The sequence below is a fragment of the Nocardia carnea NBRC 14403 genome (assembly GCF_000308515.1).
Lineage (GTDB): Bacteria > Actinomycetota > Actinomycetes > Mycobacteriales > Mycobacteriaceae > Nocardia > Nocardia carnea.
The window spans coordinates 23,056-45,066 of the sequence record NZ_BAFV01000001.1; the positions used below are offsets into that span (position 1 = coordinate 23,056).

Consider the following 22,011-nt stretch of genomic DNA (forward strand, 5'->3'; position numbering starts at 1 on the left):
TTCGGCAGCGCTTCGCCGGCGCCGATCCACGCCGGCCGCCGGGGTGCCCGTGACCGCCTCGATCGCGAGGCCCGGGCAGAGCGATATCTCCGCAAACCCGCGCCGCGACCTGCGTCGACGCAAGTTATCCACAGCTGTGGATAACTTCGCGAGTGCCTGCTGGATGGTGTGAACTGGTGCATATTCGTGCTCTGACCTTGTATGACTTCCGTTCCTGGGAACATGCTGAGATCGAGTTATCCACAGGCCCTACGGTTTTCCTGGGGGCAAACGGCAACGGTAAGACCAACCTCCTGGAGGCCCTCGGCTATCTGTCGACGCTCGGGTCACACCGGGTATCCGCCGACACCCCGCTCATCCGTACCGGCGCCGAACGGGCTCGGATCGGCGCCAATGTGATCAACCTGGGCCGGGAGTTGCGCGTCGATGTAGAGCTCAACCGCGGCACCGCGAACCGGGCGCAGATCAACCGGTCGCCCGTGCGCCGGCCACGCGAAATCCTGGGCATCCTGCACACGGTGCTGTTCGCCCCGGAAGACCTGGCGCTGGTGCGCGGCGACCCGGGGGAGCGCCGCCGCTTCCTCGACGAGTTGTGCACCGCGCGCCGGCCCGGCCTGGCCGGTGTCCGCGCCGATTACGACCGGGTACTACGGCAGCGGTCGGCGCTGCTGAAAACCGCGGGCCGGCCGGGCAGGGCCGATCTCGGCACACTCGATGTGTGGGACGGCCACCTGGCCGGACACGCATCGGTTCTGCTCGCCGAACGGCTACGCCTGGTGCACGATCTGCACCCGTATGTCACTCGCGCCTATGCAGCGCTGGCCCCCGAATCGCGCCCGGCGACCGTTGGGTATCGCAGCGCCGCGCTTCCGGCCGGACTACTCGATCCGGCGCGTGAGCCGCACACCGACGATCCTGCGTTACTCGAACAGGTGCTGCTCGAGGAGATCGCCCGGGCGCGTTCCAAGGAACTCGACCGAGGTGTCTGCCTGGTCGGCCCGCACCGCGACGACCTGGATCTCCTGCTCGGCGAGACGGCCGCCAAGGGGTTCGCCAGCCACGGGGAGTCCTGGTCGTTCGCGCTGGCTCTGCGCCTCGCGGCGTTCGAATTGCTGCGGGCCGGTGGATCCGAACCCGTGCTGCTGCTGGACGATGTCTTCGCCGAACTCGACCGCCGCCGCCGGACCGCCCTCGCCGCGGTCGCGGCCGATGCGGAGCAGGTACTGATCACCGCCGCTGTGCCCGAGGATGTGCCCGGCGAGCTGGCCGGGACCACCCTGCGGGTGACGACCACCGGTGACCCCGAACACCGGATCTCCGCAGTCGCCGATGAACCTGTACCGGAGTCTGCGCAGCCTGGCGGGGAGAACCCGCCGCAGCCGGTTGCCGGCGAACGGTGAGCACAGTGAACACGCAGCGGCCGGTACCTTGCACCCGGGCCGGGGCATTCGTAGAGTGAGCCGATACGCCGGGCCGTTATCCCCCGTCCGGCTCCTAGTGCACAGTTATCCACAGCCTGTGGATAACTTGTCGGCCCAGGTCGTCGGCCCGCACCCGGGTCTCGACTCGGTGTGATCGGCGGCAACATGCGCCGGCAATCGAAATACCCGCCCTGAACAGGGATTATGTCCTGGGATAGGGCGTATGTCCGATTATGGAGAGGCGATCCCGAGGTAGCACCTCCGGATGTGCACAACTCGAGCAGATGCCGGCCGACCCTGGGGATAACTCGGCTGGTGAGCGGAGCGCAACGATGACCGACCGGCCCGGAAATCCCGGTGGCGCCGTACCGCCGGCCGAACCGGAGTTGCGCGGAATCGACCTGGCCCGCCGTGCGCTCGAAGAGGCTCGCGCCGCCGCGCGAGCGAGTGGCAAATCCGTGGGCCAGGGGCGGTCGTCACCCCGCCGGAGCTCCCGCAGCGGAGCCCGCCGGCGTAGTGGTTGGTCGGGGCCGCGTCCCGACGAACGCGATCCGCAACCGTTGTCCAAACTCGCGACCTCCATCGCGCGTAGCCGTGGCTGGTCCACCAAGGTGGCCGAGGGGACGGTATTCGGGCACTGGTCCGGTGTGGTGGGCGAGGATATCGCCGCGCATGCGAAACCGGTGAAACTCGAGAACGGTGTGCTGAGCGTGGCGGCCGAGTCCACGGCCTGGGCCACCCAGCTGCGGTTGCTGCAGGCGCAGTTGCTCGCGAAGATCACCGCGGCCGTCGGGCCCGGGGTGGTCCGCTCATTGCGTATCTCGGGGCCGACCGCACCGAGCTGGCGTAAAGGCGAACGGCATATCCGCGGCCGGGGTCCGCGTGACACCTACGGGTAGCCCTGTTTCGCCTGCACCGTGGGCCGCGCGAGCCGGATGCCTTCAGTGAACTCTGAGGACGAATCTGATGGTCCGAAAACGGTCGCTTCGCGAGGGGACCCGTGCCGGTCCGATTTCTCCCATCCTGGGAGCTGTCAGGGGTGTCGCAGATGCACTGTAAGTTGGGCTGCGAAGTAAGATGGAAACGTAAATCAGCGGCGATACCTTCGGCGCGTTGTGTGCAGCCCTCTTATCTGTGCCGGGCCCACGTGCGCTGTCCCACCGCCGTCCCGGGGAACAGCAAGTAAGGAGAGCTACCGACCAGTGGCTGCCAAAGACTCCAAAGCATCAGGTTCGAGTGCATCGAACAAACAAGATTACGGTGCCTCCTCCATCAAGGTCCTGGAAGGCCTCGAGGCGGTGCGGCTGCGCCCGGGCATGTACATCGGCTCCACCGGCGAGCGTGGCCTGCACCACCTGATCCAGGAGGTTGTGGACAACTCGGTCGACGAGGCGATGGCCGGATACGCGACCAAGATCGAGGTCACGCTCCTCGCCGACGGTGGCGTCCAAGTCGTCGACGACGGTCGCGGAATCCCGGTGGCCATGCACGACCAGGGCATCCCGACCATCGAGGTCGTCATGACCCAGCTGCATGCCGGCGGCAAATTCGACTCCGATTCCTACGCCGTGTCCGGCGGTCTGCACGGTGTCGGTATCTCGGTCGTCAACGCGCTGTCGAGCCGGCTCGAGGCCGAGGTCGATACCGACGGCTACCACTGGAGCCAGACCTACAAGGACGCCGTTCCCGGCCCGCTGGTACAGGGAGAACCGACCAAGGCCACGGGAACCACCATCCGGTTCTGGGCCGATCCCGCAATATTCGAGACCACCACCTACAACTTCGAGACGATCTCGCGGCGCCTGCAGGAAATGGCCTTCTTGAACAAGGGCCTGACCATTGTGCTGACCGACGAGCGGGTCAGCGCCACCGAGGTCACCGACGAAATGGTGAGCGAGACCGCGGAAGCACCCAAGCACGACGAGGGCGGCGAAAAGCCGGCGGTCGAGCACAAGGTGAAGGCCCGGACATACCACTACCCCGGCGGCCTCGAAGATTTCGTCCGGCATATCAACCGGACGAAGCAGCCGATTCACAATTCGGCCGTCTCGTTCAACGGTAAGGGCCCCGGGCACGAACTCGAGGTCGCGATGCAGTGGAACTCGGGGTACTCCGAATCGGTCCACACCTTCGCCAACACGATCAACACCCATGAGGGCGGCACCCACGAAGAGGGTTTCCGGGCGGCGCTGACGACCGTGGTCAACCGGTACGCCAAGGAGAAGAAACTCCTCAAGGACAAGGACGGCAACCTCACCGGTGACGATATCCGTGAAGGTCTGGCCGCGATTGTCAGCGTGAAGGTCAGTGAGCCCCAGTTCGAGGGCCAGACGAAGACCAAGCTGGGTAATACCGAGGTGAAGTCGTTCGTGCAGCGTGCCTGCAACGAACATCTCGCGCACTGGTTCGAGGCGAACCCGGCGGATGCCAAGACCATCGTCAACAAGGCGGTGTCCTCGGCGCAGGCCCGGCTCGCCGCCCGTAAGGCGCGGGAGCTGGTGCGGCGTAAGAGCGCCACCGATATCGGTGGCCTGCCGGGCAAGCTGGCCGACTGCCGGTCCAAGGATCCGAGCAAGTCCGAGATCTACATCGTCGAGGGTGATTCCGCCGGCGGGTCGGCCAAATCCGGCCGCGACTCGATGTATCAGGCGATCCTCCCGCTGCGCGGCAAGATCATCAATGTCGAGAAGGCCCGGATCGACAAGGTCCTCAAGAACGCCGAGGTCCAGGCGATCATCACTGCCTTCGGCACCGGTATCCACGACGAATTCGATATCGCCAAACTGCGCTATCACAAGATCGTGCTGATGGCCGATGCCGATGTCGACGGCCAGCATATTTCGACGCTGCTGCTGACTCTGCTGTTCCGTTTCATGCGTCCGCTGATCGAACAGGGGCATGTGTACTTGGCCCAGCCGCCGCTGTACAAGCTGAAATGGCAGCGCTCCGAGCCCGAATTCGCGTATTCGGACCGGGAACGCGACGGCCTGCTGGAAGCGGGTCTGGCGTCCGGGAAGAAGATCAACAAAGACGACGGTATCCAGCGGTACAAAGGCCTCGGCGAGATGAATCCGAAGGAGCTGTGGGAAACCACCATGGATCCCTCGGTCCGGGTCCTGCGTCAGGTGACGCTGGACGATGCGGCAGCCGCCGACGAGCTGTTCAGCGTCCTGATGGGTGAGGATGTCGCCGCTCGTCGCAGCTTCATCACTCGTAATGCCAAGGACGTCCGCTTCCTCGACGTGTAGGCCCGGCGGTTTCGCCCGCAGCGCACACCACGCGCGGCTTCCGCCGTATATCGCCAGTACCTAGGAGATCGAATGACCGATACAACCTTGCCGCCGGAGAGCGCGGGCGACCGGATCGAGCCGGTCGATATCCAGCAGGAGATGCAGAACAGCTATATCGATTACGCGATGAGCGTGATCGTGGGCCGCGCCCTGCCCGAGGTCCGCGACGGCCTCAAACCGGTGCACCGCCGAATCCTGTACGCGATGCACGACAACGGATACCGGCCCGACCGTAGTTACGTGAAATCCGCGCGCCCGGTCGCCGACACCATGGGTAATTACCATCCGCACGGCGACTCGGCCATCTACGACACCCTGGTGCGGATGGCGCAGCCGTGGGCGATGCGGTACCCGCTGGTCGACGGCCAGGGCAACTTCGGCAGCCGCGGTAACGACGGTGCGGCCGCCATGCGTTACACCGAGTGCCGGCTCACGCCGCTCGCGATGGAACTGCTGCGCGAAATCGACCACGACACCGTCGATTTCATCGCGAACTACGACGGTAAGACCCAGGAACCGGTCGTTCTGCCCAGCCGTGTGCCGAATATGCTGATGAACGGCAGCAACGGCATCGCGGTCGGCATGGCGACCAATATTCCGCCGCACAACCTCAACGAGCTGGCCGAGGCCATCTATTGGGCGCTGGACAACCACGAAGCCGACGAAGAAGCCACGCTGGCGGCCTGTATGGAGCGGGTGAAGGGTCCGGACTTCCCGACCTCCGGCCTGATCGTCGGGACCCAGGGCATCCACGACGCCTACACCACCGGACGCGGTTCCATCAAGATGCGCGGTGTGGTGGAGATCGAAGAGGACGCCCGCGGCCGCACCACCATCGTCATCACCGAGCTGCCGTACCAGGTCAATACCGATAACTTCATCAACGCGATCGCCGAGCAGGTCAAGGACGGCCGGATCGCCGGGGTCTCCGATATCCACGACGAATCGTCGGATCGGGCCGGTCTGCGCATCGTGGTCACGGTCAAACGGGACGCGATCGCGAAGGTCGTGCTGAACAACCTGTACAAGCACACCCAGCTGCAGACCAGTTTCGGCGCGAATATGCTCTCCATCGTCGAGGGCGTGCCCCGGACGCTGCGGCTGGACCAGATGATCCGGCTGTACGTCGCCCACCAGCTCGAAGTGATCATCCGGCGCACCCGTTACCTGCTGCGCAAGGCCGAGGAGCGGGCTCATATCCTGCGCGGCCTGGTCAAGGCGCTGGATCAGCTCGACGCCGTTATCGCGCTGATCCGGCGGTCGGCCAATACCGAGACCGCGCGTACCGGCCTGATGGAACTGCTGGATATCGACGAAACCCAGGCGACCGCCATCCTGGATATGCAGTTGCGTCGGCTGTCGGCGCTGGAGCGGCAGAAGATCGTCGACGAACTGGCCAAGCTCGAGGCCGAAATCGCCGATCTGAAGGACATTCTGGAAAAGCCGGAACGTCAGCGCGCGATCGTCCGCGACGAACTCGCCGAGATCGTCGAACGCTACGGCGACGACCGCCGGACAGTGATCGTTTCCGCCGACGGCGATGTCGCCGACGAGGATCTGATCGCCCGTGAGGACGTGGTCGTCACGATCACCGAGACCGGGTACGCGAAACGCACGAAGACCGATCTGTACCGCAGCCAGAAGCGGGGCGGCAAGGGTGTGCAGGGCGCGGGCCTGAAACAGGACGATATCGTCCGGCACTTCTTCGTGACCTCCACCCACGACTGGTTGTTGTTCTTCACCAACAAAGGCCGGGTGTACCGGGCCAAAGCATATGAATTGCCGGAGGCCAACCGCACAGCTCGCGGGCAGCACGTGGCGAATCTGCTGGCTTTCCAGCCGGACGAGAAGATCGCTCAGGTGATCCGGATCAAGTCCTACGAGGATGCGGCCTACCTGGTGCTGGCCACGCAGAAGGGCCTGGTCAAGAAGTCGCGGCTGGTGGACTTCGATTCCAACCGCAGCGGTGGCATCGTGGCGGTGAATCTCCGCGACAACGACGAATTGGTCGGCGCCGTACTGTGTTCCGCCGAGGACGATCTGCTGCTGGTATCGGCGCAGGGACAGTCGATCCGTTTCTCCGCCACCGATGAGGCGTTGCGCCCGATGGGCCGGGCCACCTCGGGGGTGCAGGGCATGCGGTTCAACGCCGAGGACGCGCTGCTATCGCTGAATGTCGTCCGCGACGGGACATACCTGCTGGTCGCGACGTCCGGTGGTTATGCCAAGCGCACCGCCATCGAGGAGTACACAGCCCAGGGACGCGGCGGAAAAGGTGTATTGACCATCCAGTTCGACGCCCGGCGTGGCACCCTGGTGGGAGCGCTCATCGTCGACGACGACGACGAGTTGTATGCGATCACGTCCAGCGGTGGGGTTATCCGCACTGCCGCCCGGCAGGTGCGTAAGGCCGGTAGGCAGACCAAGGGCGTGCGATTGATGAACCTCGGCGAGGGCGATACCTTGCTTGCGATCGCACGTAACGCCGACGAGCCCGAGCAGATCGACGGTGGCGATTCCCCCGAGCAGTAAACCCATATCGGCGGCAAAGAACGGATCCGAGGATTCCCATTGACCACTCCGAAACAGCCGAGCGACGAGCGGCAGCAGACGAACGGTGTGACCGAGAGGGTCACCCCGTCCCCGATTTCGCCGCGCCCGACCCAGCGGGCGGGCGATGCCGCAGACAACGACCAGGCCGGCGGTGGGCAGCCGGGCGGTAATGCATCCGGCGGCGCGCCCACCGATGGTTCCGCGCCCGAAAATCAGGAGCAGCAGGGCGGATTCGCGTCCGAATCGCGTAATTCCGGATCGCCGAACCCCGGCCCTCAGGGGTCCGGCGACCAGAAGCAGCAGTCCGGTGGCGGTAACGGTGGCGACCAGGGCCGGTTCCAGGAGGGCTGGTCGCAGTTGCCGCAGCGCGAGCCCCAGTCCAATCTGCCGCGACCGGGGCATACCCCGGTGGGTGGGGCCCAGCCGCGTTCGGTCGGGTTGAGCGGCGGGGTGACCAATGCCCGCACCACCAGCGATCTGGCGGCCAAGGCGGCCCGCAAGGAAGCCGCGATGGCCAAATCCGTTGGCCTGGACGGGCCTACTCGCAGTATCGCCCGGCCCGAGCTGGCCAAGGATATGCCCGATCTCTCCGAGATCCGGCATCCGCTGCCGCCCGAGCAGCACACCCCGCCGCCCGCCTACACCCCACCGGTGTCGTCGGGGCCCACGGCCTCGGCGGCGGCCCCTCGGGGGCTACCGCAGGCGGTGCTCGGTGGCGAACCGTTGCGGGCCACGGTGCAGGTCCGGCGGATCGATCCGTGGTCGACGCTGAAGATCACCCTGGTGATCAGTATCGCCATGTTCTTCGTCTGGATGATCGCGGTTGCGCTGCTGTACATGGTGCTGGCGGGTATGGGTGTCTGGGAGCGGCTCAACAGCACCTTCACCGATATGGTGTCGCCGGACAGCGGCTCGGTCGGGCTCATCGACGCCGGGACGGTCTTCGGTTATGCCGGCGTGATCGGGCTGATCAACGTGGTGCTGTTCACCGCGCTGGCGACCGTCGGAACGTTCATCTACAACCAGTGCTGCGATATGGTCGGCGGTATCCAGGTCACCCTGGCCGACCCCGACTGAATCCGGTCGACGCGGCGGCCGGTGCCCGGATGCGGGCACCGGCCGCCGGACAGGATTGGTGGAATCCCACCGGGGCTATGACCAGCAGTTTTGGTTGTAAGGCGGTCGTTCGGGTAGTCTCTGTTCTCGGCCGGTTCCGGTAGGAAAAGTCACCTTCTATCGGCGGTCGAAACCACGGGTCTATAGCTCAGGCGGTTAGAGCGCTTCGCTGATAACGAAGAGGTCGGAGGTTCAAGTCCTCCTAGACCCACTCTCTGCAATACATCGACGACCTCCACCGGAAACGGTTCGGAGGTCGTTTTCCTTTCCCTCCGAAACCGGCTCGTCCTCGGTACCGGAATCACCGGTCCTGGATGAGCCGGCGCCGTCCCACAGAGTTAGGCTGAAGAAATGAAATACGTTCTCACCATCGGAATTATCGCTGCGGTTCTCATCGGCATCAGCAAGCTGCGTAAGCGGGATGAGGCCGATATGTGGCACGAGGTCACCACTCGCTGACGTCGTTTCCGGCGGGCCGATCGCCCGCCGTTGATCACGGCCGGGCCAGCAGCTCGATAACCGAGGACACCTGTGCGGTGGACGGTGTCGGCAGATTGTCCCGGCCGTGGATCAATCCGAGGCCGATATAGACCATCGCGCCCGCGCGTATCCCGGCCTGGTTTTCGTCGAAACCCAGGTCCAGCATGGTCCGTTTGACGGTTTCGAAAACGCGCTGATCCAGGTTGCGTACCGCGGCCGCCACCTTCGGATTGCTGCGCGACCATTCCCGCACACTGGTCTCGACGATCCAGTGGCGTTGATCCACCAGCATGGCCGCCATTTTTTCGATCCGTTCCTCCACTGGGATCTCCGCGAAGGCGGCCATATCGCGTACGGTTCGGCTCTGTATCGCACTCCAACGGTCCGCCATGGCCGTCATGAGTTGCTCGATATCGTCGAAATGCCAGTAGAAGCTGCCTTTTGTGACGCCCAGTTCCTGGCACAGCCGCTGAATCTTGATGGCGCCGATCCCCTCGCGCGAGAGCAGATTCAGGGCGCCGTCGACCCAGTCGTCGTAGGAGAGCCGTGCGGTGCGCCGGCGTTGCCGCTGCTGCGCCTGGGCTTTTTTGGATTTCGGCCGACGCGGCGTGGCTCGGGCAGCGGGCGGTTCTGCGGCGTCGGAGCCCGCCGTTATCTTCTCCGACCGTTCGCCGCTGAGTCCCATACACCGATGGTAGGGGAGGCGTTCGGCGGGCTCGGAGGATCGGGTGATTACGTTGCCGCGGGCAGTCCACCGCATATCGCCGGGGGTGTAATTCCGGGGCAATATGACCTTCCGGTGTTCCATACGGTTGAGTACTGTTACTCCATACATTGAAGTATGGTCTGTGGCGGGAGCCGGCTCGTGGCAACGGTCAGGGCGCTGCCACGGGCCGGCTCGGCAGGGAGGACAGAGATGTCGATACCAGTGGTGACACCGGATACCGAAGACGCGGCCGTTCGATGCCCCGAGGGCTTCCGCTACTGGCAGGCACGGGCGAACCCGCGGGTACGGGCGGTGGAACGGCTGGTACGCGCTGTGACCGGTACCGACCTCTTCCCGGCCGATGAACAGGCGAAGGCGCTGTGCGCGGATATGTTCGCCGGAGACCCGGTGGCGGAACGGTTCGTCGCCGAGGTCATGCGCGCCGGCGACGACCGCGAGAACGGGCGGCGACTGCTCGAGACCGCACTGCGCGACGGTATCGACAGCATCACCGATCCACCGCCGTCGATGCGCGCGCTGTTCGACGAATTCGAAACCGTGCCCGATTGGGTGCGTCCGGAACTGGTCGAACGCGGGGCGGCGGTCTGGCGCCGGTGGGGCACCATGCTGTTCAGCTTCGCGGGCGCGGAAACCCTGGAGATGTACACCGAATCCGCCGTCGCCACCCCGCTTTCCCTGGCCGGTGGCTACGCCGGCGACAGCGCGCTGCGCCGATTCCTGGAAACCTGCCGGTTCTGGATGGATGTATCCCAGCCCGGCGCTCTGCTGACGCCCGGTTCGCAGGGCCGGGCCACCGCCTTGAAGGTGCGGATCATGCACGTTTCGGTGCGTGCGGGCGTAGAACGGCACCCTGAATGGGATACCGAACGGTGGGGTCTGCCGATCAGCCAGACCTACCAACTGCTGACACTGATCGCCGGTAGCACCATCCCCGGATTGGGGTTGTGGGCGCTCGGTTACCAAACCACTCCGGCGGAGTTCCGGGCGCTGCTGCACTTCCAGAAGTACATGGGTTATCTGCTCGGCGTCCGGCTCACCTGGCATCCGGAAACCGTGCCCGACACCCTGCGGGTCATGGCGATGACCTTGGTCGCCCGTGCCCACGACTCCGGCGAGCAGGGCGCCGAACTCATCGAGTCCTATCCGGCGGCCTTCGCGCCCCGCCCGGAGCAGCGCGGATTCGCCCGGCTGCGAGCGCACTACAACTATCGGATCAACTCCGCCTACTCTGCCCTGTACATGCTGCCCACCACCCGCCGGAAGTACCGGATGCCGGCGGCCTTGCCCTGGGTGCTGCTGCCGATCGCCCGGATTCCACTGGTCACCGCGGTGGAATTGGCGCGGCGAGTACCACCGATCGGACGTCTGCACGAAAAGGCGATGCTCTGGCATCGGGAGAACTGGTACCGCGAACAGATGCAGGGCCGCGAGGCGGAGTTCGAGGCCACCGGTGCCCTGCGCCGGTGAGCGACCGGTTCTCGCCGGGTAGGCTTGTTTGACGGTGTACGTGCCGGAACGCTACTGTTTCGCAGGCGACACATCGTGGTCGCAGGCATGCCCGGGGCCTTAGCTCAATTGGCAGAGCACTGCCTTTGCAAGGCAGGGGTTAGGGGTTCGATTCCCCTAGGCTCCACAGCGAACGCTCCCTACCTGCAAGTTCAGGTGGGGAGCGTTTTCTTTCGAGGCGAAACCGCCCGGATCCCTTGCTTACCCTTCAGGCCGGCGTGGACGCCCGGCCGTTGTCGCGCAACATCGTTGCGGTGCGCGTCAACTGGCGGCGCTCATCAGGTGGACGCGGTGCCGATCGCCCCATTCTTCCAATGGACGCAAGGCGCGGGCGAGGTCTTCGCCCAGCGCGGTGAGCGCGTATTCGACCCGGGGCGGGACCTCCGGATACACCTCGCGGTGCACGACTCCGGCCGCTTCCAGTTGACGGAGGTTCTCGGTCAGCACCTTTTCGCTGACCCCGGTCAGGGCGCGGTGGATCTGCCCGAAGCGCCGCGGGCCCGCCCCCAGGACCCACATCAGGTGCAGCTTCCACTTACCGCCGACCACGTCGATCGCCACCGACATACCACACACATCGTGATCTGCGTCACTCACTTCGGCCATTGCGACCTCCCGGCCTCGTTACGGACCTCGAGGTGAGTAACCCCACCCGAGCGTACGTTCTTGTCCACATTACCTGCGGGAACGAGTATCGGTTCCGGCGCCGACAAGTTGTTCGACCACTCGATGGAAGAGGGAATCCGATGTCTCAGCAGAACACTCGGTCGGTCAGCGTGATCGGCTTGGGCCCGATGGGGCAGGCCATGGTGCGGGCTTTCCTGGCGGCGGGTATCGAGGTCACCGTATGGAATCGCAGCCCCGAGAAGGCCGAAGCCATGGTCGAGGCGGGTGCGCGCCGGGCCGCGACGGTGGCCGAGGCGCTGGCCGCGGGCGAGGTGACCGTCCTGAGTTTGACGCATTACGCCGCGATGTACGACGTACTCGGTCAGGCGACCGGCGCATTGCGGGGGAAGGTGATCGTGAATCTGTCGTCGGATTCACCGGAGAACGCCCGCGAGGGCGGACAGTGGGTGCGTTCGCACGGAGCCCGGTTCCTCTCCGGGGGTTTCATGTCGGCGGGCGACAATATCGCCCACCCGGCGTCGTACATCTTCTACAGCGGGCCGCGGGATGTTTTCGATGCCCACGCCGAACTGTTGCGGCCGCTGAGTCCGCAGGAGTATCTGGGGGAGGATGACGGGTTGGCGCAGGTGTTCTACCAGGCGCTGCTGATCGTTTTCCATCCGTGGATGCTTGCCTTCGATCAGGCTCTGGCCTTGATCCAGCGCTCCGGCAACGATATCGACCGATTCCTGCCGTATGCGCTGCGGTCTGCGGAGGCTTATCCGTTCTTCATGGCCGAGTACGCGGCGGCCGCCCGGAAGGGCGGGTGGGGCGATCTCGCAGCCTTCGCGATGATGGATGCCGGCGCGCAACACATCATCGATGCCAGCGAGGAGGCCGGTGTGGACGCCACACTGTCCCGTACCGCGCAGGGCCTCTGGCGCCGGGCGCGGACGGCCAGTGCCGAAGCCGGGCGCCCGGTCTCGGTTTTCGAGTTGATGACGGGTTCGGCCTCCTGATTCCGGGCGCGGTACGCGGTTTCGACTCGCTGCGAGTACGACCCGGCTGCGGGCCGGGTCTCAGCGGCTGTCGTTGCCGTCCGCTCGCCGTGCCTTCTGCGTGATCTCCGCGGCGTACTCCTGATGACCGACCCCGGGGAGTTGTTCGAGGGTGAGACCTTCGATATCCCACCGGGGGCGAGCGTCGGCGATGAAACGGATGGCATCGCGCACGAACCGCCGGCCGGCCGGCTTGCCGATATGCGCGGAGGGGGTGTGCAGGCGGAACCAGCCGAGGAGATCCCCGGCGGTGCCGTCGATTCCGGTGGCGGTGACAGGGTCGTCCGAATCGCCGGTATCCGGGAGCAGCAGACTGGTGGGGGAGACCCCGAGTGCGACCGCGAGCGCCATCAGGTCGTCCACATCGACCCGGCGTTCGCCACGCTCGATCCGCGACAGCCCCAGTACTGGGATGGGCCGGTCGAGGGCCTCGAGCCTGCGCGCGAGATCGGCATACCCCAGGTTCATCAGAGTGCGGTAGCGGAGGATGTTCTCCCGGACAGTATCCCCTGTGGGGCCGAGCGGGTTCTTCTTGATCACCACCTGACCAGGGTTATCTATCGAAATGATCGCGTCAAGAATCAGTTCGATAGGTCGCTCGATCGGCATCCGCGCGCCGCCGGTCGAGCGCCCCTATCACTTCGATCGCATCGAAATGATAGGAAGCAAGATCCTTTCGATAGCCTTAAGAACTGCCGTCAACTCGAGCGGATCAACAGCAGAGCAGCCTGCGGGGTCGGTTCCCATCCGGCGGGTGCCCGGACGAAACGCATATCGACGGTGAAACCGGCGGCTTCCGCAGCCGCGGCCGCCTCCTCGGGAACGATCCGGTGGAAATCCAGCGAGACCGGGAACCCGAACCCCTCGTCGTAATGCTCGATCTCGGTGCCCGCTTGGAACCCGAGCAGCACACGTCCGCCCGGCCGCAGTACCCGGTGGAATTCGGCCAGGACCCCGGGGCGCGCGGCAGGGGGGATGTGGATCAGGGAGTACCAGGCGACCACAGCCGCCAGCGAGCCATCGGGGATGTCGAGCGCGGTCATGGAACCGACGTCGAATCGGATATCGGGACGGTGGCGCCGGGCCAGCTCGACCATGACCGGGGACAGGTCGATTCCGCGTATCGACACACCGTGCTCGGAAAGGAAACCGGTGACCCGGCCGGGGCCGCAGCCGATATCGATGACCGGTTCGCCCGGCCCGACCACCTCGGCGAAGGCCGCGAGTATCGCTCGCTGCCAAGGGCTCGCTTCGAGCTCTCCGGCGAAATTTTCGGCGTATGCCGCCGCGATGGCGTCGTAGCCGGTGCGAGTGTCGGTGAGGAAAGATGCTTCTGGCACAGAGGCACCGTACCGGCGTGCCGATGGCGCCCTTCGTGACGTCAACGGACACGGCGCGTACGTTTGATGGTGTCGACCAAGACATCACGAGTGGAGAAGACCTGGTAATGACCCCTTCGGAGTCTGCCGCGCCCGGCATCGACCGATCGGATTGGAGACGGGGGAGAGTCTTCTGGTTCGACTCCGAGAAAGGGTTCGGCTATATCAAGCCCGACGACGGGACCGAACAGGTCTTCGTGGAGTACCGGTGCATCGAAACCGACGGCTACCGGACCCTGCACGCCGGCCAACCGGTGATGTTCGTGAGCATGGCCCGGCCCCGCGGCCATGAAGCGGTGACGGTTCGTCCGGCCGCCGGCCTACCCGATCCCGGCGTCGAAGCCGAATCGGCCTGAAAGTGCCGGACGGCGCTCAGCGGCGTATCCCCATGGCGCCGCAGACAGGGACGGGCCATTCGGCCACATCGGCTGCGAGTTCACGATCGATGGCGGTGGCGATATCGGCCGCGAAAGCGGTGGCCGCTCTAGTGCGCAGATCCACATGGATCGCGGTGATCTCGAGTGTGCAACTGAGGCGCCGGGTGGTGTCGTTCACCAGCATGGCGACCACATGCACCACCTTGTCGGATCGATCCACGCCCCGCACATAGACCGAAACTTCTTCGCCGATCCGGGTTTCGGCGTAGTAGCGGATGTGATGCTCGGCGGTGAAGAAGCCGGTGCCGCGGCTCGCGCGGTATTCGTCGGTGATGCCGATACGTTCGAAAACCTGTCCACCGGCTTCGACACACAGATCGAAATAGTGCCTGATATTCATATGGTCGTTCTCGTCCCGGAAACTCTCGGGGACGCTGATCGGGCCGAGTTCGCGCGGCAGCCGGACCACCTGTTCGTAGTCGGGAAGTGTGGTCGTACTGCTGGTCACGGTCGGTGCTCCTGTCGAACTCGGCTCGTTCCGAAGTGTATCGATGCAGCAGCAGGCCCCCGGATGAGGTTCTCCTCCGGGGGCCTTTCGCCGTCGATCAGAGCGGCCGGATATCGATGATCTTGCGGAGCCGGGCCTTATCGCGTTCGAGTTTGCGGGCTTCGTAGGCGATCGGGAAGTAGCGCAACCGCTCCGGCAGCAACGGGACCAGCCGGGCGATGAACCAGCCGAGGATACGCAGTTTGCGCTCATCGGATTCGGTCCAGGTGAGTCCCAGTTTGCGCCGTGCCGCCTCGGGCGTGGTGCCGACGGTGACGAAGTGCTGCATCCGGCCGAACGGACCGGTCACCGCGCGCCACACCGGACGTAGGGCGCGGGGTAGCTGGGTCGGTGGGGCGATCGTCCGGATGACCTTCAGGTAGTCCTTTGCGGTCTGGGTGGCTTCCAGATGGTTTTCCACCTGGTCCGCGAAGAACTTCTCGAAGTCGGCGTAGGACGCCGGCAGCTCCTTGGGCGGTACGTAGAAGTTCCGCATCAGCTGCAGAGTCTCGCGATAGTAGTCTTCCTTCTCCGCGCCGGTCAGCGGCCGTTTCGCGAAGTATTCGGCATTCTCGGCGAAGGCGAAGGTCCCGGTGTGCAGCACCCAGGCCCAGGGGCCGCTGGACAGGGCGGTGTGCCGTTTCCCGTCGGCGTCGGTGGTGTTGAGGGTGGCGTGCATCTTGCGTAACCGGTCGGTTTCGCCGAGAGATTCCTCGCCGCCGTAGGTCCACATCATCACCGCGGACAGGCTGCGCAGCGCGCGGCCGATGGGGTCGGTGCGGAAGGTGGAGTGGGCATCGACCACCGCGGAGATCGAGGGCTCCATGGTCTGCAACAGGAAAGCCGAGCCCGCAGTCAGCGAGAAGGTGATCAGTCCGACTTCTTCCCAGGTGCGGGTGCCGGGACCGAACGGCCGGCGCTCGGCCGGAGCATGGGTGTCGATGGCTGCGACGTCTACGGACGCGGTCATGCGGATCTCCCTTGATCTACTGCATCGATCTAATGAGACGATGATACTCCAAATCTCTCACCATTGCGGCGCTGGTGATCGTGCAGTGCGCTCGGAAGGGTGCCCGGAAAGTGGATTCTTTTCGGAAAACCCGGATGTCGCGCGATATGACAGCGGGCCCGGACATGAGAGCGGGCCTCGGCGAAGGGGGGGAGTTAGCCGAGGCCCGCGTAAGGCCGGCCCGGGGGGGAGGGGCCGACGCGTTCGATCCTACGCGATGATCCGCATTTGCGCGTACAAGAGGCCTAGTAGTTTCCGAGATTTTTTGGTGCGGATCACAACCTTCCCACCCGCGGTGACGGCGCGTCACATCCGCCGCTGCACGGTATGCCGGAAGGTGTCGAAAGCGCTGCTACGCAGGATTTTGCGGCGAAGACTGCAATGCCGCCCCAACCGCCCGGTTCGCTGATCGGCCGGACGCGCGACCGCCGGAGTTGCCGAAGCTGTCGGAGGTCGATGCCACTATGCGGCTGTGCCTCCGGTCGTGAGTTCCCACACCCCGGCTGCGTCCCCGACGCCGCGCGGATGTGAGTACCGCTGCGCGCCGAATCGGGTAGTCCGCTACGCGCGACCGCGACGGCCGGGGCGACGAGTATCTGAATCGGTCGCACCCCGTACCGGCTACCCCGAGCACAGCCGGGCCGGGGTGCGGCTCTTTTCATGCGGGCACCGCCGGTTCGGTCACAGACACCGCCGGACCCCGGACGGAACAGGGCAACCGGATAAATCGGATGAAAACCCCGCCGCCCGGGACAATACTGGCCCGATATACGGCCCTTTGCCGAATGTGCTCAGGTCGATGGTCCGCTGCCGCCATCGGCGATACACCGATTCCACCTCGCACAATCACTCGAAATCAGGAGAATCATGCCCGACGCAATCGTCGCCGAGGGTCTCGTCAAACATTACGGTCCGCGGGTGCGCGCCCTCGACGGCCTCGATCTGACGGTGCCCGAGGGTACGGTGACCGCTCTGCTCGGGCCCAACGGCGCCGGGAAAACCACCACCGTGCGGGTACTCACCACCCTGCTCGTACCCGATGCCGGGCGGGCGACGGTGGCCGGGATCGATGTGCTCGCCCAGCCGCGCGCACTGCGTTCCCGGATCGGCGCGTCGGGTCAGTACGCGGCCGTCGACGAGTATCTGACAGGTTTCGAGAATCTCGAAATGGTCGGGCGGCTGTATCACATGGGTACGCGGCGCAGTAAGGAACGCGCCCGTGAACTGCTGGAACGTTTCCGGCTCAGCGAGGCCGCCGATCGGCCGGTGCGCGGCTACTCGGGCGGTATGCGCCGGCGACTGGACCTGGCCGGGGCCCTGGTCGCCAACCCACCGGTGCTGTTCCTCGACGAACCGACCACCGGCCTGGATCCGCGGGCCCGGCTGGATCTGTGGGATGTCATCGAGGAACTGGTCGCCGCCGGCACCACGCTGTTGCTGACCACCCAGTACATGGAGGAGGCCGACCGGCTGGCCGATGCCATAGCGGTGATCGACCGCGGTCAGGTGATCGCCCGCGGTACGGCGGACGAATTGAAGAGCACTGTCGGGGGCGATCGGATCGAGCTGACGGTCGACCATATCGACAATCTCGCAATCGCACAGCAGGCGTTGAGTCCGCTGGCCGACGGGGATATCCATATCGAGCCGGGCCTGCGGCGCGTGGTGGTGCCGGTGAGTGACGGATCGCAGGCCTTGGTCGCCGCCATCGGCAGGCTCACCGAACAGGGGGTGAAGATCCAGGATGTGGGATTGCGCCGTCCTTCGCTCGACGATGTCTTCCTCTCGCTCACCGGTCACGAGGCCGGCGAGCCGAACGAGACGGATAAGGAATCCGGCGATCGGAACGACGGCTCCGGCTCCCCGGACTCGGCGGCAGGAGTGTCGCGCGATACCGGCGAACTCGAAGTCATGAAAGGAAAGAGCAGATGACCGCGGTGGCAACGGCCGGCGTTCCGGCGGAATCCCTCGGTGTGGGTGAGCGGCTGTCCATGGTGGTCAGCGACAGCCTGACCGTCACGAAGCGCAATGTGATCAAGATAAAGCGAGTACCCGATGTGCTGATCTTCAGCACGCTCTCGCCGATCATGTTCGTACTGTTGTTCGCCTATATCTTCGGTACCGCGATCCAGGTCCCGGGCCTCGAGGGCGGCTATCGGGAATTCCTCATCGCGGGCATTTTCGTGCAGACCGTCGTATTCGGATCCACGTTCACCGGCCTGAGCCTCGCCGAGGATATGCAGAAAGGCATCATCGACCGGTTCCGCTCACTACCGATGGCTCCGTCGTCGGTGCTGATCGGCCGCACCGTCAGCGATGTGGTGATCAATGTGGTGAGCCTGGTGGTCATGTCGCTGACCGGCCTGGTGGTCGGCTGGCGCATCCGCGGTTCGCTACTGGACGCGGTATTGGCCTATGCGCTCCTGCTGCTTTTCGCGTACGCGATCTCGTGGATCATGGCCGTGGTGGGCCTGCTGGTGCACACGCCCGAGGTGTTCAACAACGCGAGTTTCATGGTGATCTTCCCGCTCACCTTCCTCGCCAACACCTTCGTACCGTTGCAGGATCTGCCGACACCGCTGCGCATCTTTGCCGAATGGAACCCGGTATCGGCGCTGGCCCAGGCGACCCGCGACCTGTTCGGCAACTCCTCGCCGGTGGTCGACGAATCGAACGCGTGGTCGCTGCAGCATCCGGTGGCGACGACCCTGATCTGGGTCGTGATCATCCTGGCGGTTTTCGTCCCGCTGGCGCTGCGGCAGTACCGCAAGACCGTCAGCCGCTGACGGCGCGAGGTCAGCTCTCCGGAGTCGCGGCGGCGCCGTTCGTGCCGGCTACTGCGGCACCGGTACGCGTCTGGCCGATTCGCGGCGGAGCGGGAGCCGGCTCGGGCGGCTGGGGGCGTTTACTGCGCACCAGCCAAGCGGTACCGCCTGCCGCGGCTACCGCGGCGGCGGCGAGCAGCCGATAGCGCGAACGACCGGACGGACGCAGTGGGTTCGAGCTCATGGCTCAACTCTGGCACAGCCGCGTCTTCTGCGCAGACCGGCAGGTCAACAGGCTGCCCGGCCTCGGCGTGGAACCCGGCGGCAGACACCGGACAAATGCGGCACATGGCACGATGGGTTGGTGAGCGCGACACGTCGTACCGGGCCGGAAGCACTCGGCCGGACCATTCAGCCGTCCCCGAACCGGGATTTCCGGTGAACCCGCAGCCGTCCTCGCCGCCGGCCCAGGTATGCGTACGGCATACCGACCGTCCCACCGGCCTGTCCTGTACCCGCTGCGGCCGCCCGGCGTGCCCGGAGTGCCTGCGTCCGGCATCGGTCGGTCAGCACTGTGTCGACTGTGTCCGGTCCGATCAGCGCAGTACCCGCCAGGTGCGCACCGCGTCGGGGGCGGTGGCCTCGCGCTCGGCCACGCCGTTCGTCACCTATGCGCTGATCGCCCTCAACGTCGTGGTGTACGCGATCACCGCGGCGCAGTCGCGCAGCCTGATGGCCAATGAGCAGGGCTCGGCCCTGTTCATCGACTGGGTCATGTATCCACCGGCGGTCGCTGCCGGGGAATGGTGGCGGGTGCTGGGCTCGGGCTTCCTGCACTACGGCCTGATCCACCTGCTGTTGAACATGTTCGCGCTCTATATCGTCGGACGGGATATCGAACTGGTCCTCGGCCGGGCGCGCTACCTCGCGGTTTACCTGATTTCGTTGCTGGGCGGTTCGGCCGCGGTGATGCTGCTGGCGCAGGACAACCTGACTGCCGGCGCATCCGGGGCCGTATACGGCCTGTTCGGAGCCATTACCGTAATACTCATCCGGCTGCGGCAGAATCCGAACAGCATGCTGATCCTGATCGGGATCAATGTGTTCATCAGCTTCTCGCTGCCCGGTATCTCGCTGTGGGGTCATCTCGGTGGGCTGGCCGCGGGCACACTCGCCACGCTCGGCGTGATGTTCCTACCGGCGTGGCTGCGGGCTCGAACTCCGGAACAGGCCCGGACGATCGGCGTGATCTCGCTGGTGGTTTTGGCGTTGGCCGCCTTCGCGGTGGTCATGGCCGCGGCGATGTCCTTGCGCTGAGAGCGTCCCTGGCGCGGGGAGCAGGCGGCTACTCGCCGGCGGCCGACCCCGATGTTTTACGTGAAACATCTACCGGGATGGAGACCCGCAGCGCGGCAGTGAGTTCAGCGGGCCGATTCGCCGCGCAGGCGCATTTCCGATCGCAGTGTTTCGTAGACGTCTTCGGGGCTGGTACCCAGATCCCACCGGCCGAAGATCAGCAATCGCTCGGTGCCCAGGTGGTCGACATCGATCTCGAGCATGGGCGATTTGCGGCCGAGGCGGCGGTACCCGACGATCCGTGCCCGCATTATCTGCTCCCGGGTGTATTCGGTGGCGCCGGTGAGACCGCGCAGAACCAGCCGTGGCTGCTCACCCGGGAGAACCGACAACCGTGGTCGTTGCCGGACACCCAGTGCGGCCATGGCCAGGAGCGCCAGGGCGGCAACACCGAGCAGGAATTTACCGGGCACCTCGGCGGTCAGTAGCGCCGCGACTGCGAGAACCACACCCCCGATGGCGACCGCGATCAGCGCGGGCAGCGGGGTCGACCAGGCCAGGCGTGGTTGTGTGCTCTCGGGCTGCACGCGGTTTTCCCCAATCCGTCTCGAGAGTTATCCACAGGTCTATCCACAGGTGTGCATTAATTACACCCGTGTAATCCCCTGGTCAGCGCCACCGCATGGTCATGATGAGCCCGATCACCATCAGCCCGAATCCGATGAGGAAGTTCCAGGCATTGAGATCACTCATCCAGCTGATCTGATCAGCCGCCAGGTAGTAGACCAGCAGCCAGATCAGCCCGGCCAGCATGAAGCCGAGCATGATGGTGACGTACCAGACAGGCGATGGCCCCACCGCCTTCACCTTCACCGGAGTGCGGCTGGCGGGGTTGATCGTGTAGTCGGTCTTCTTGCGGACCTTCGACTTGGGCATGATGTCCTCGTGTTCAGCGTGCAGGTCGTGTTCCAAGGCTATCCCACCAGGTGATCAGGGGGGATGTCCCCGTATCCGGTGATCGGCCACGTAGTCTTTGTGCATGCGAGTTCTGGTCGTCGACAACTACGACAGCTTCGTGTTCAACCTGGTCCAGTACCTGGGTCAGCTCGGCGTCGAGGCGGTCGTCTGGCGCAACGACGATCCGGAACTCGCCGATACCGATGCTGTTGCCCGGGATTTCGACGGGATCCTCATCAGCCCCGGCCCCGGTACTCCGGATCGTGCGGGCAAGAGCATGGATATCGTGCGCTCCTGCGCCGAACAGGCCACCCCGCTCCTCGGCGTCTGCCTCGGCCATCAGGCCATCGGCGCGGCGTTCGGGGCCACCGTGACCCGGGCCCCCGAACTGCTGCACGGTAAGACGAGTTCGGTGTTCCATATCGGGTCGGGCGTCCTGGCGGGCTTGCCCGACCCGTTCACCGCCACCCGATACCATTCGCTGACCGTCGTCGAGAGCACGCTGCCGGCCGGTTTCGATGTGATCGGACGTACCGAGAGCGGCATCGTCATGGCGCTGCGCCATCACGAACTGCCCATTCACGGTGTGCAGTTCCATCCGGAATCGGTGCTGACCCAGGGCGGGCACCGGATGCTCGCGAACTGGCTGGAAATCTGTGGTGAGCGGCCTGCCGAGGGCCTTGTGGAGATGCTCGAGGCGGAAGTCGCGGGGCTTTCGATCCACTGAGACGGCCTCACGGGGTGGCACTGAGCCTTTGCCGGCACTTCCACGAGCCCGGGCCGTCCGCGCGAACTCGTCCGGCCGAGGCTCGGACGCCGAGCGGTCCGAGGGTGCGGGGGCCCGAAACAATGTGCACCGGTGCCCGACGGAACCACTTCCGGACCACATAGGCCCCTCACCAGCACTGTGGTGAGGGGCCTATG

21 protein-coding genes and 2 tRNA genes are annotated in these 22,011 nt (G+C 65.3%); 14 read left to right on the forward strand and 9 right to left on the reverse strand.

Annotation, left to right across the window (positions count from 1 at the left end; translation table 11 throughout):
* Positions 1-176 precede the first annotated feature (176 nt).
* The 6 genes from recF (at position 177) to ON22_RS00115 (ending at position 8,591) form a co-directional block, all read left to right on the forward strand.
* Positions 177-1,400, forward strand: coding sequence for a DNA replication/repair protein RecF (gene recF, locus ON22_RS00090; protein WP_081595220.1), 1,224 nt, complete (start codon positions 177-179; stop codon positions 1,398-1,400).
* A gap of 353 nt (positions 1,401-1,753) precedes the next feature.
* The gene (locus ON22_RS00095) at positions 1,754-2,320 is read left to right on the forward strand and encodes a DUF721 family protein (RefSeq protein WP_033243770.1); all 567 of its coding nucleotides are present in this window, start codon (positions 1,754-1,756) and stop codon (positions 2,318-2,320) included.
* A 303-nt stretch (positions 2,321-2,623) separates the two neighbouring features.
* A complete protein-coding gene (gene gyrB, locus ON22_RS00100; RefSeq protein ID WP_033243771.1) occupies positions 2,624-4,669 on the forward strand; it encodes a DNA topoisomerase (ATP-hydrolyzing) subunit B in 2,046 nt (681 codons plus the stop codon).
* Between the two features lie 72 nt (positions 4,670-4,741).
* Positions 4,742-7,243: a DNA gyrase subunit A gene (gene gyrA / locus ON22_RS00105; RefSeq protein ID WP_033243772.1), complete on the forward strand. Its 2,502-nt coding sequence runs from the start codon at positions 4,742-4,744 to the stop codon at positions 7,241-7,243.
* A gap of 39 nt (positions 7,244-7,282) precedes the next feature.
* Positions 7,283-8,341 carry a DUF3566 domain-containing protein gene (locus tag ON22_RS00110; RefSeq protein ID WP_033243773.1) on the forward strand — a complete coding sequence of 353 codons (1,059 nt, stop codon included), beginning with the start codon at positions 7,283-7,285 and terminating at the stop codon, positions 8,339-8,341.
* Between the two features lie 176 nt (positions 8,342-8,517).
* Positions 8,518-8,591 (forward strand) — tRNA-Ile (locus ON22_RS00115).
* A 282-nt stretch (positions 8,592-8,873) separates the two neighbouring features.
* Here ON22_RS00115 and ON22_RS00120 read toward each other — a convergent pair.
* Complete coding sequence (locus ON22_RS00120; protein WP_063820509.1) at positions 8,874-9,545, reverse strand: TetR/AcrR family transcriptional regulator; 672 nt, start codon at positions 9,543-9,545, stop codon at positions 8,874-8,876.
* A 231-nt stretch (positions 9,546-9,776) separates the two neighbouring features.
* Here ON22_RS00120 and ON22_RS00125 point away from each other — a divergent pair, with 231 nt between their 5' ends.
* Positions 9,777-11,054 (forward strand): oxygenase MpaB family protein, encoded by a 1,278-nt coding sequence (locus ON22_RS00125; RefSeq protein ID WP_051156994.1) that lies wholly within the window; start codon positions 9,777-9,779, stop codon positions 11,052-11,054.
* Between the two features lie 93 nt (positions 11,055-11,147).
* Positions 11,148-11,220: transfer RNA gene (locus tag ON22_RS00130), tRNA-Ala, on the forward strand.
* 134 nt (positions 11,221-11,354) lie between these two features.
* On the opposite strand, the gene ON22_RS00135 is transcribed toward ON22_RS00130, so the two are convergent.
* Positions 11,355-11,699 (reverse strand): winged helix-turn-helix transcriptional regulator, encoded by a 345-nt coding sequence (locus ON22_RS00135; protein ID WP_033243774.1) that lies wholly within the window; start codon positions 11,697-11,699, stop codon positions 11,355-11,357.
* Between the two features lie 140 nt (positions 11,700-11,839).
* Here ON22_RS00135 and ON22_RS00140 point away from each other — a divergent pair, with 140 nt between their 5' ends.
* Positions 11,840-12,718, forward strand: coding sequence for an NAD(P)-dependent oxidoreductase (locus ON22_RS00140; protein WP_033243775.1), 879 nt, complete (start codon positions 11,840-11,842; stop codon positions 12,716-12,718).
* Positions 12,719-12,778: 60 nt separating this feature from the next.
* Here the strand turns inward: ON22_RS00140 and ON22_RS34310 are convergent, their stop codons facing one another.
* A complete protein-coding gene (locus tag ON22_RS34310; protein WP_197039652.1) occupies positions 12,779-13,300 on the reverse strand; it encodes a helix-turn-helix domain-containing protein in 522 nt (173 codons plus the stop codon).
* A gap of 155 nt (positions 13,301-13,455) precedes the next feature.
* A complete protein-coding gene (locus ON22_RS00150) occupies positions 13,456-14,097 on the reverse strand; it encodes a class I SAM-dependent methyltransferase (RefSeq protein WP_033243776.1) in 642 nt (213 codons plus the stop codon).
* Between ON22_RS00150 and ON22_RS00155 the strand changes: the two genes are divergently transcribed.
* Positions 14,085-14,492 (forward strand): cold-shock protein, encoded by a 408-nt coding sequence (locus tag ON22_RS00155; RefSeq protein WP_269322805.1) that lies wholly within the window; start codon positions 14,085-14,087, stop codon positions 14,490-14,492. The genes ON22_RS00150 and ON22_RS00155 overlap by 13 nt on opposite strands.
* A gap of 16 nt (positions 14,493-14,508) precedes the next feature.
* Here ON22_RS00155 and ON22_RS00160 read toward each other — a convergent pair whose 3' ends face one another.
* Together ON22_RS00160 and ON22_RS00165 are read right to left on the reverse strand one after the other, a co-directional pair.
* Positions 14,509-15,021 carry a thioesterase family protein gene (locus ON22_RS00160; RefSeq protein WP_033243777.1) on the reverse strand — a complete coding sequence of 171 codons (513 nt, stop codon included), beginning with the start codon at positions 15,019-15,021 and terminating at the stop codon, positions 14,509-14,511.
* Positions 15,022-15,118: 97 nt separating this feature from the next.
* Positions 15,119-16,030 carry an oxygenase MpaB family protein gene (locus ON22_RS00165; RefSeq protein ID WP_033243778.1) on the reverse strand — a complete coding sequence of 304 codons (912 nt, stop codon included), beginning with the start codon at positions 16,028-16,030 and terminating at the stop codon, positions 15,119-15,121.
* A 906-nt stretch (positions 16,031-16,936) separates the two neighbouring features.
* On the opposite strand from ON22_RS00165, the gene ON22_RS00170 reads away from it, so the two are divergent.
* Both ON22_RS00170 and ON22_RS00175 read left to right on the forward strand, forming a co-directional pair.
* Entirely contained in the window at positions 16,937-18,001 is a 1,065-nt protein-coding gene (locus ON22_RS00170; RefSeq protein ID WP_033243779.1) for a daunorubicin resistance protein DrrA family ABC transporter ATP-binding protein, read from the forward strand.
* A 59-nt stretch (positions 18,002-18,060) separates the two neighbouring features.
* Complete coding sequence (locus ON22_RS00175) at positions 18,061-18,855, forward strand: ABC transporter permease (protein WP_033244413.1); 795 nt, start codon at positions 18,061-18,063, stop codon at positions 18,853-18,855.
* 10 nt (positions 18,856-18,865) lie between these two features.
* Here the strand turns inward: ON22_RS00175 and ON22_RS35385 are convergent, their stop codons facing one another.
* Positions 18,866-19,078: a hypothetical protein gene (locus ON22_RS35385; RefSeq protein ID WP_081595214.1), complete on the reverse strand. Its 213-nt coding sequence runs from the start codon at positions 19,076-19,078 to the stop codon at positions 18,866-18,868.
* Positions 19,079-19,272: 194 nt separating this feature from the next.
* On the opposite strand from ON22_RS35385, the gene ON22_RS00180 reads away from it, so the two are divergent.
* A complete protein-coding gene (locus ON22_RS00180) occupies positions 19,273-20,151 on the forward strand; it encodes a rhomboid family intramembrane serine protease (protein ID WP_033243780.1) in 879 nt (292 codons plus the stop codon).
* Between the two features lie 104 nt (positions 20,152-20,255).
* Here the strand turns inward: ON22_RS00180 and ON22_RS00185 are convergent, their stop codons facing one another.
* Entirely contained in the window at positions 20,256-20,717 is a 462-nt protein-coding gene (locus tag ON22_RS00185; protein WP_033243781.1) for a PH domain-containing protein, read from the reverse strand.
* Positions 20,718-20,799: 82 nt separating this feature from the next.
* Positions 20,800-21,066 (reverse strand): cell division protein CrgA, encoded by a 267-nt coding sequence (crgA, locus tag ON22_RS00190; protein ID WP_033244414.1) that lies wholly within the window; start codon positions 21,064-21,066, stop codon positions 20,800-20,802.
* A 103-nt stretch (positions 21,067-21,169) separates the two neighbouring features.
* On the opposite strand from crgA, the gene ON22_RS00195 reads away from it, so the two are divergent.
* Positions 21,170-21,814 carry an aminodeoxychorismate/anthranilate synthase component II gene (locus ON22_RS00195; RefSeq protein ID WP_033243782.1) on the forward strand — a complete coding sequence of 215 codons (645 nt, stop codon included), beginning with the start codon at positions 21,170-21,172 and terminating at the stop codon, positions 21,812-21,814.
* The last annotated feature ends 197 nt before the right edge of the window (positions 21,815-22,011 follow it).

Coding starts and splice junctions, on each gene's coding strand:
- ON22_RS00095 (WP_033243770.1), top strand. CDS start 1,754: ATGACCGACCGGCCCGGAAATCCCGGTGGCGCCGTACCGCCGGCCGAA.
- gyrA (WP_033243772.1), top strand. CDS start 4,742: ATGACCGATACAACCTTGCCGCCGGAGAGCGCGGGCGACCGGATCGAG.
- ON22_RS00120 (WP_063820509.1), bottom strand. CDS start 9,545: ATGGGACTCAGCGGCGAACGGTCGGAGAAGATAACGGCGGGCTCCGAC.
- ON22_RS00125 (WP_051156994.1), top strand. CDS start 9,777: ATGTCGATACCAGTGGTGACACCGGATACCGAAGACGCGGCCGTTCGA.
- ON22_RS00135 (WP_033243774.1), bottom strand. CDS start 11,699: ATGGCCGAAGTGAGTGACGCAGATCACGATGTGTGTGGTATGTCGGTG.
- ON22_RS00140 (WP_033243775.1), top strand. CDS start 11,840: ATGTCTCAGCAGAACACTCGGTCGGTCAGCGTGATCGGCTTGGGCCCG.
- ON22_RS00155 (WP_269322805.1), top strand. CDS start 14,085: ATGCTTCTGGCACAGAGGCACCGTACCGGCGTGCCGATGGCGCCCTTC.
- ON22_RS00165 (WP_033243778.1), bottom strand. CDS start 16,030: ATGACCGCGTCCGTAGACGTCGCAGCCATCGACACCCATGCTCCGGCC.
- ON22_RS00170 (WP_033243779.1), top strand. CDS start 16,937: ATGCCCGACGCAATCGTCGCCGAGGGTCTCGTCAAACATTACGGTCCG.
- ON22_RS00175 (WP_033244413.1), top strand. CDS start 18,061: ATGGTGGTCAGCGACAGCCTGACCGTCACGAAGCGCAATGTGATCAAG.
- ON22_RS35385 (WP_081595214.1), bottom strand. CDS start 19,078: ATGAGCTCGAACCCACTGCGTCCGTCCGGTCGTTCGCGCTATCGGCTG.
- crgA (WP_033244414.1), bottom strand. CDS start 21,066: ATGCCCAAGTCGAAGGTCCGCAAGAAGACCGACTACACGATCAACCCC.
- ON22_RS00195 (WP_033243782.1), top strand. CDS start 21,170: ATGCGAGTTCTGGTCGTCGACAACTACGACAGCTTCGTGTTCAACCTG.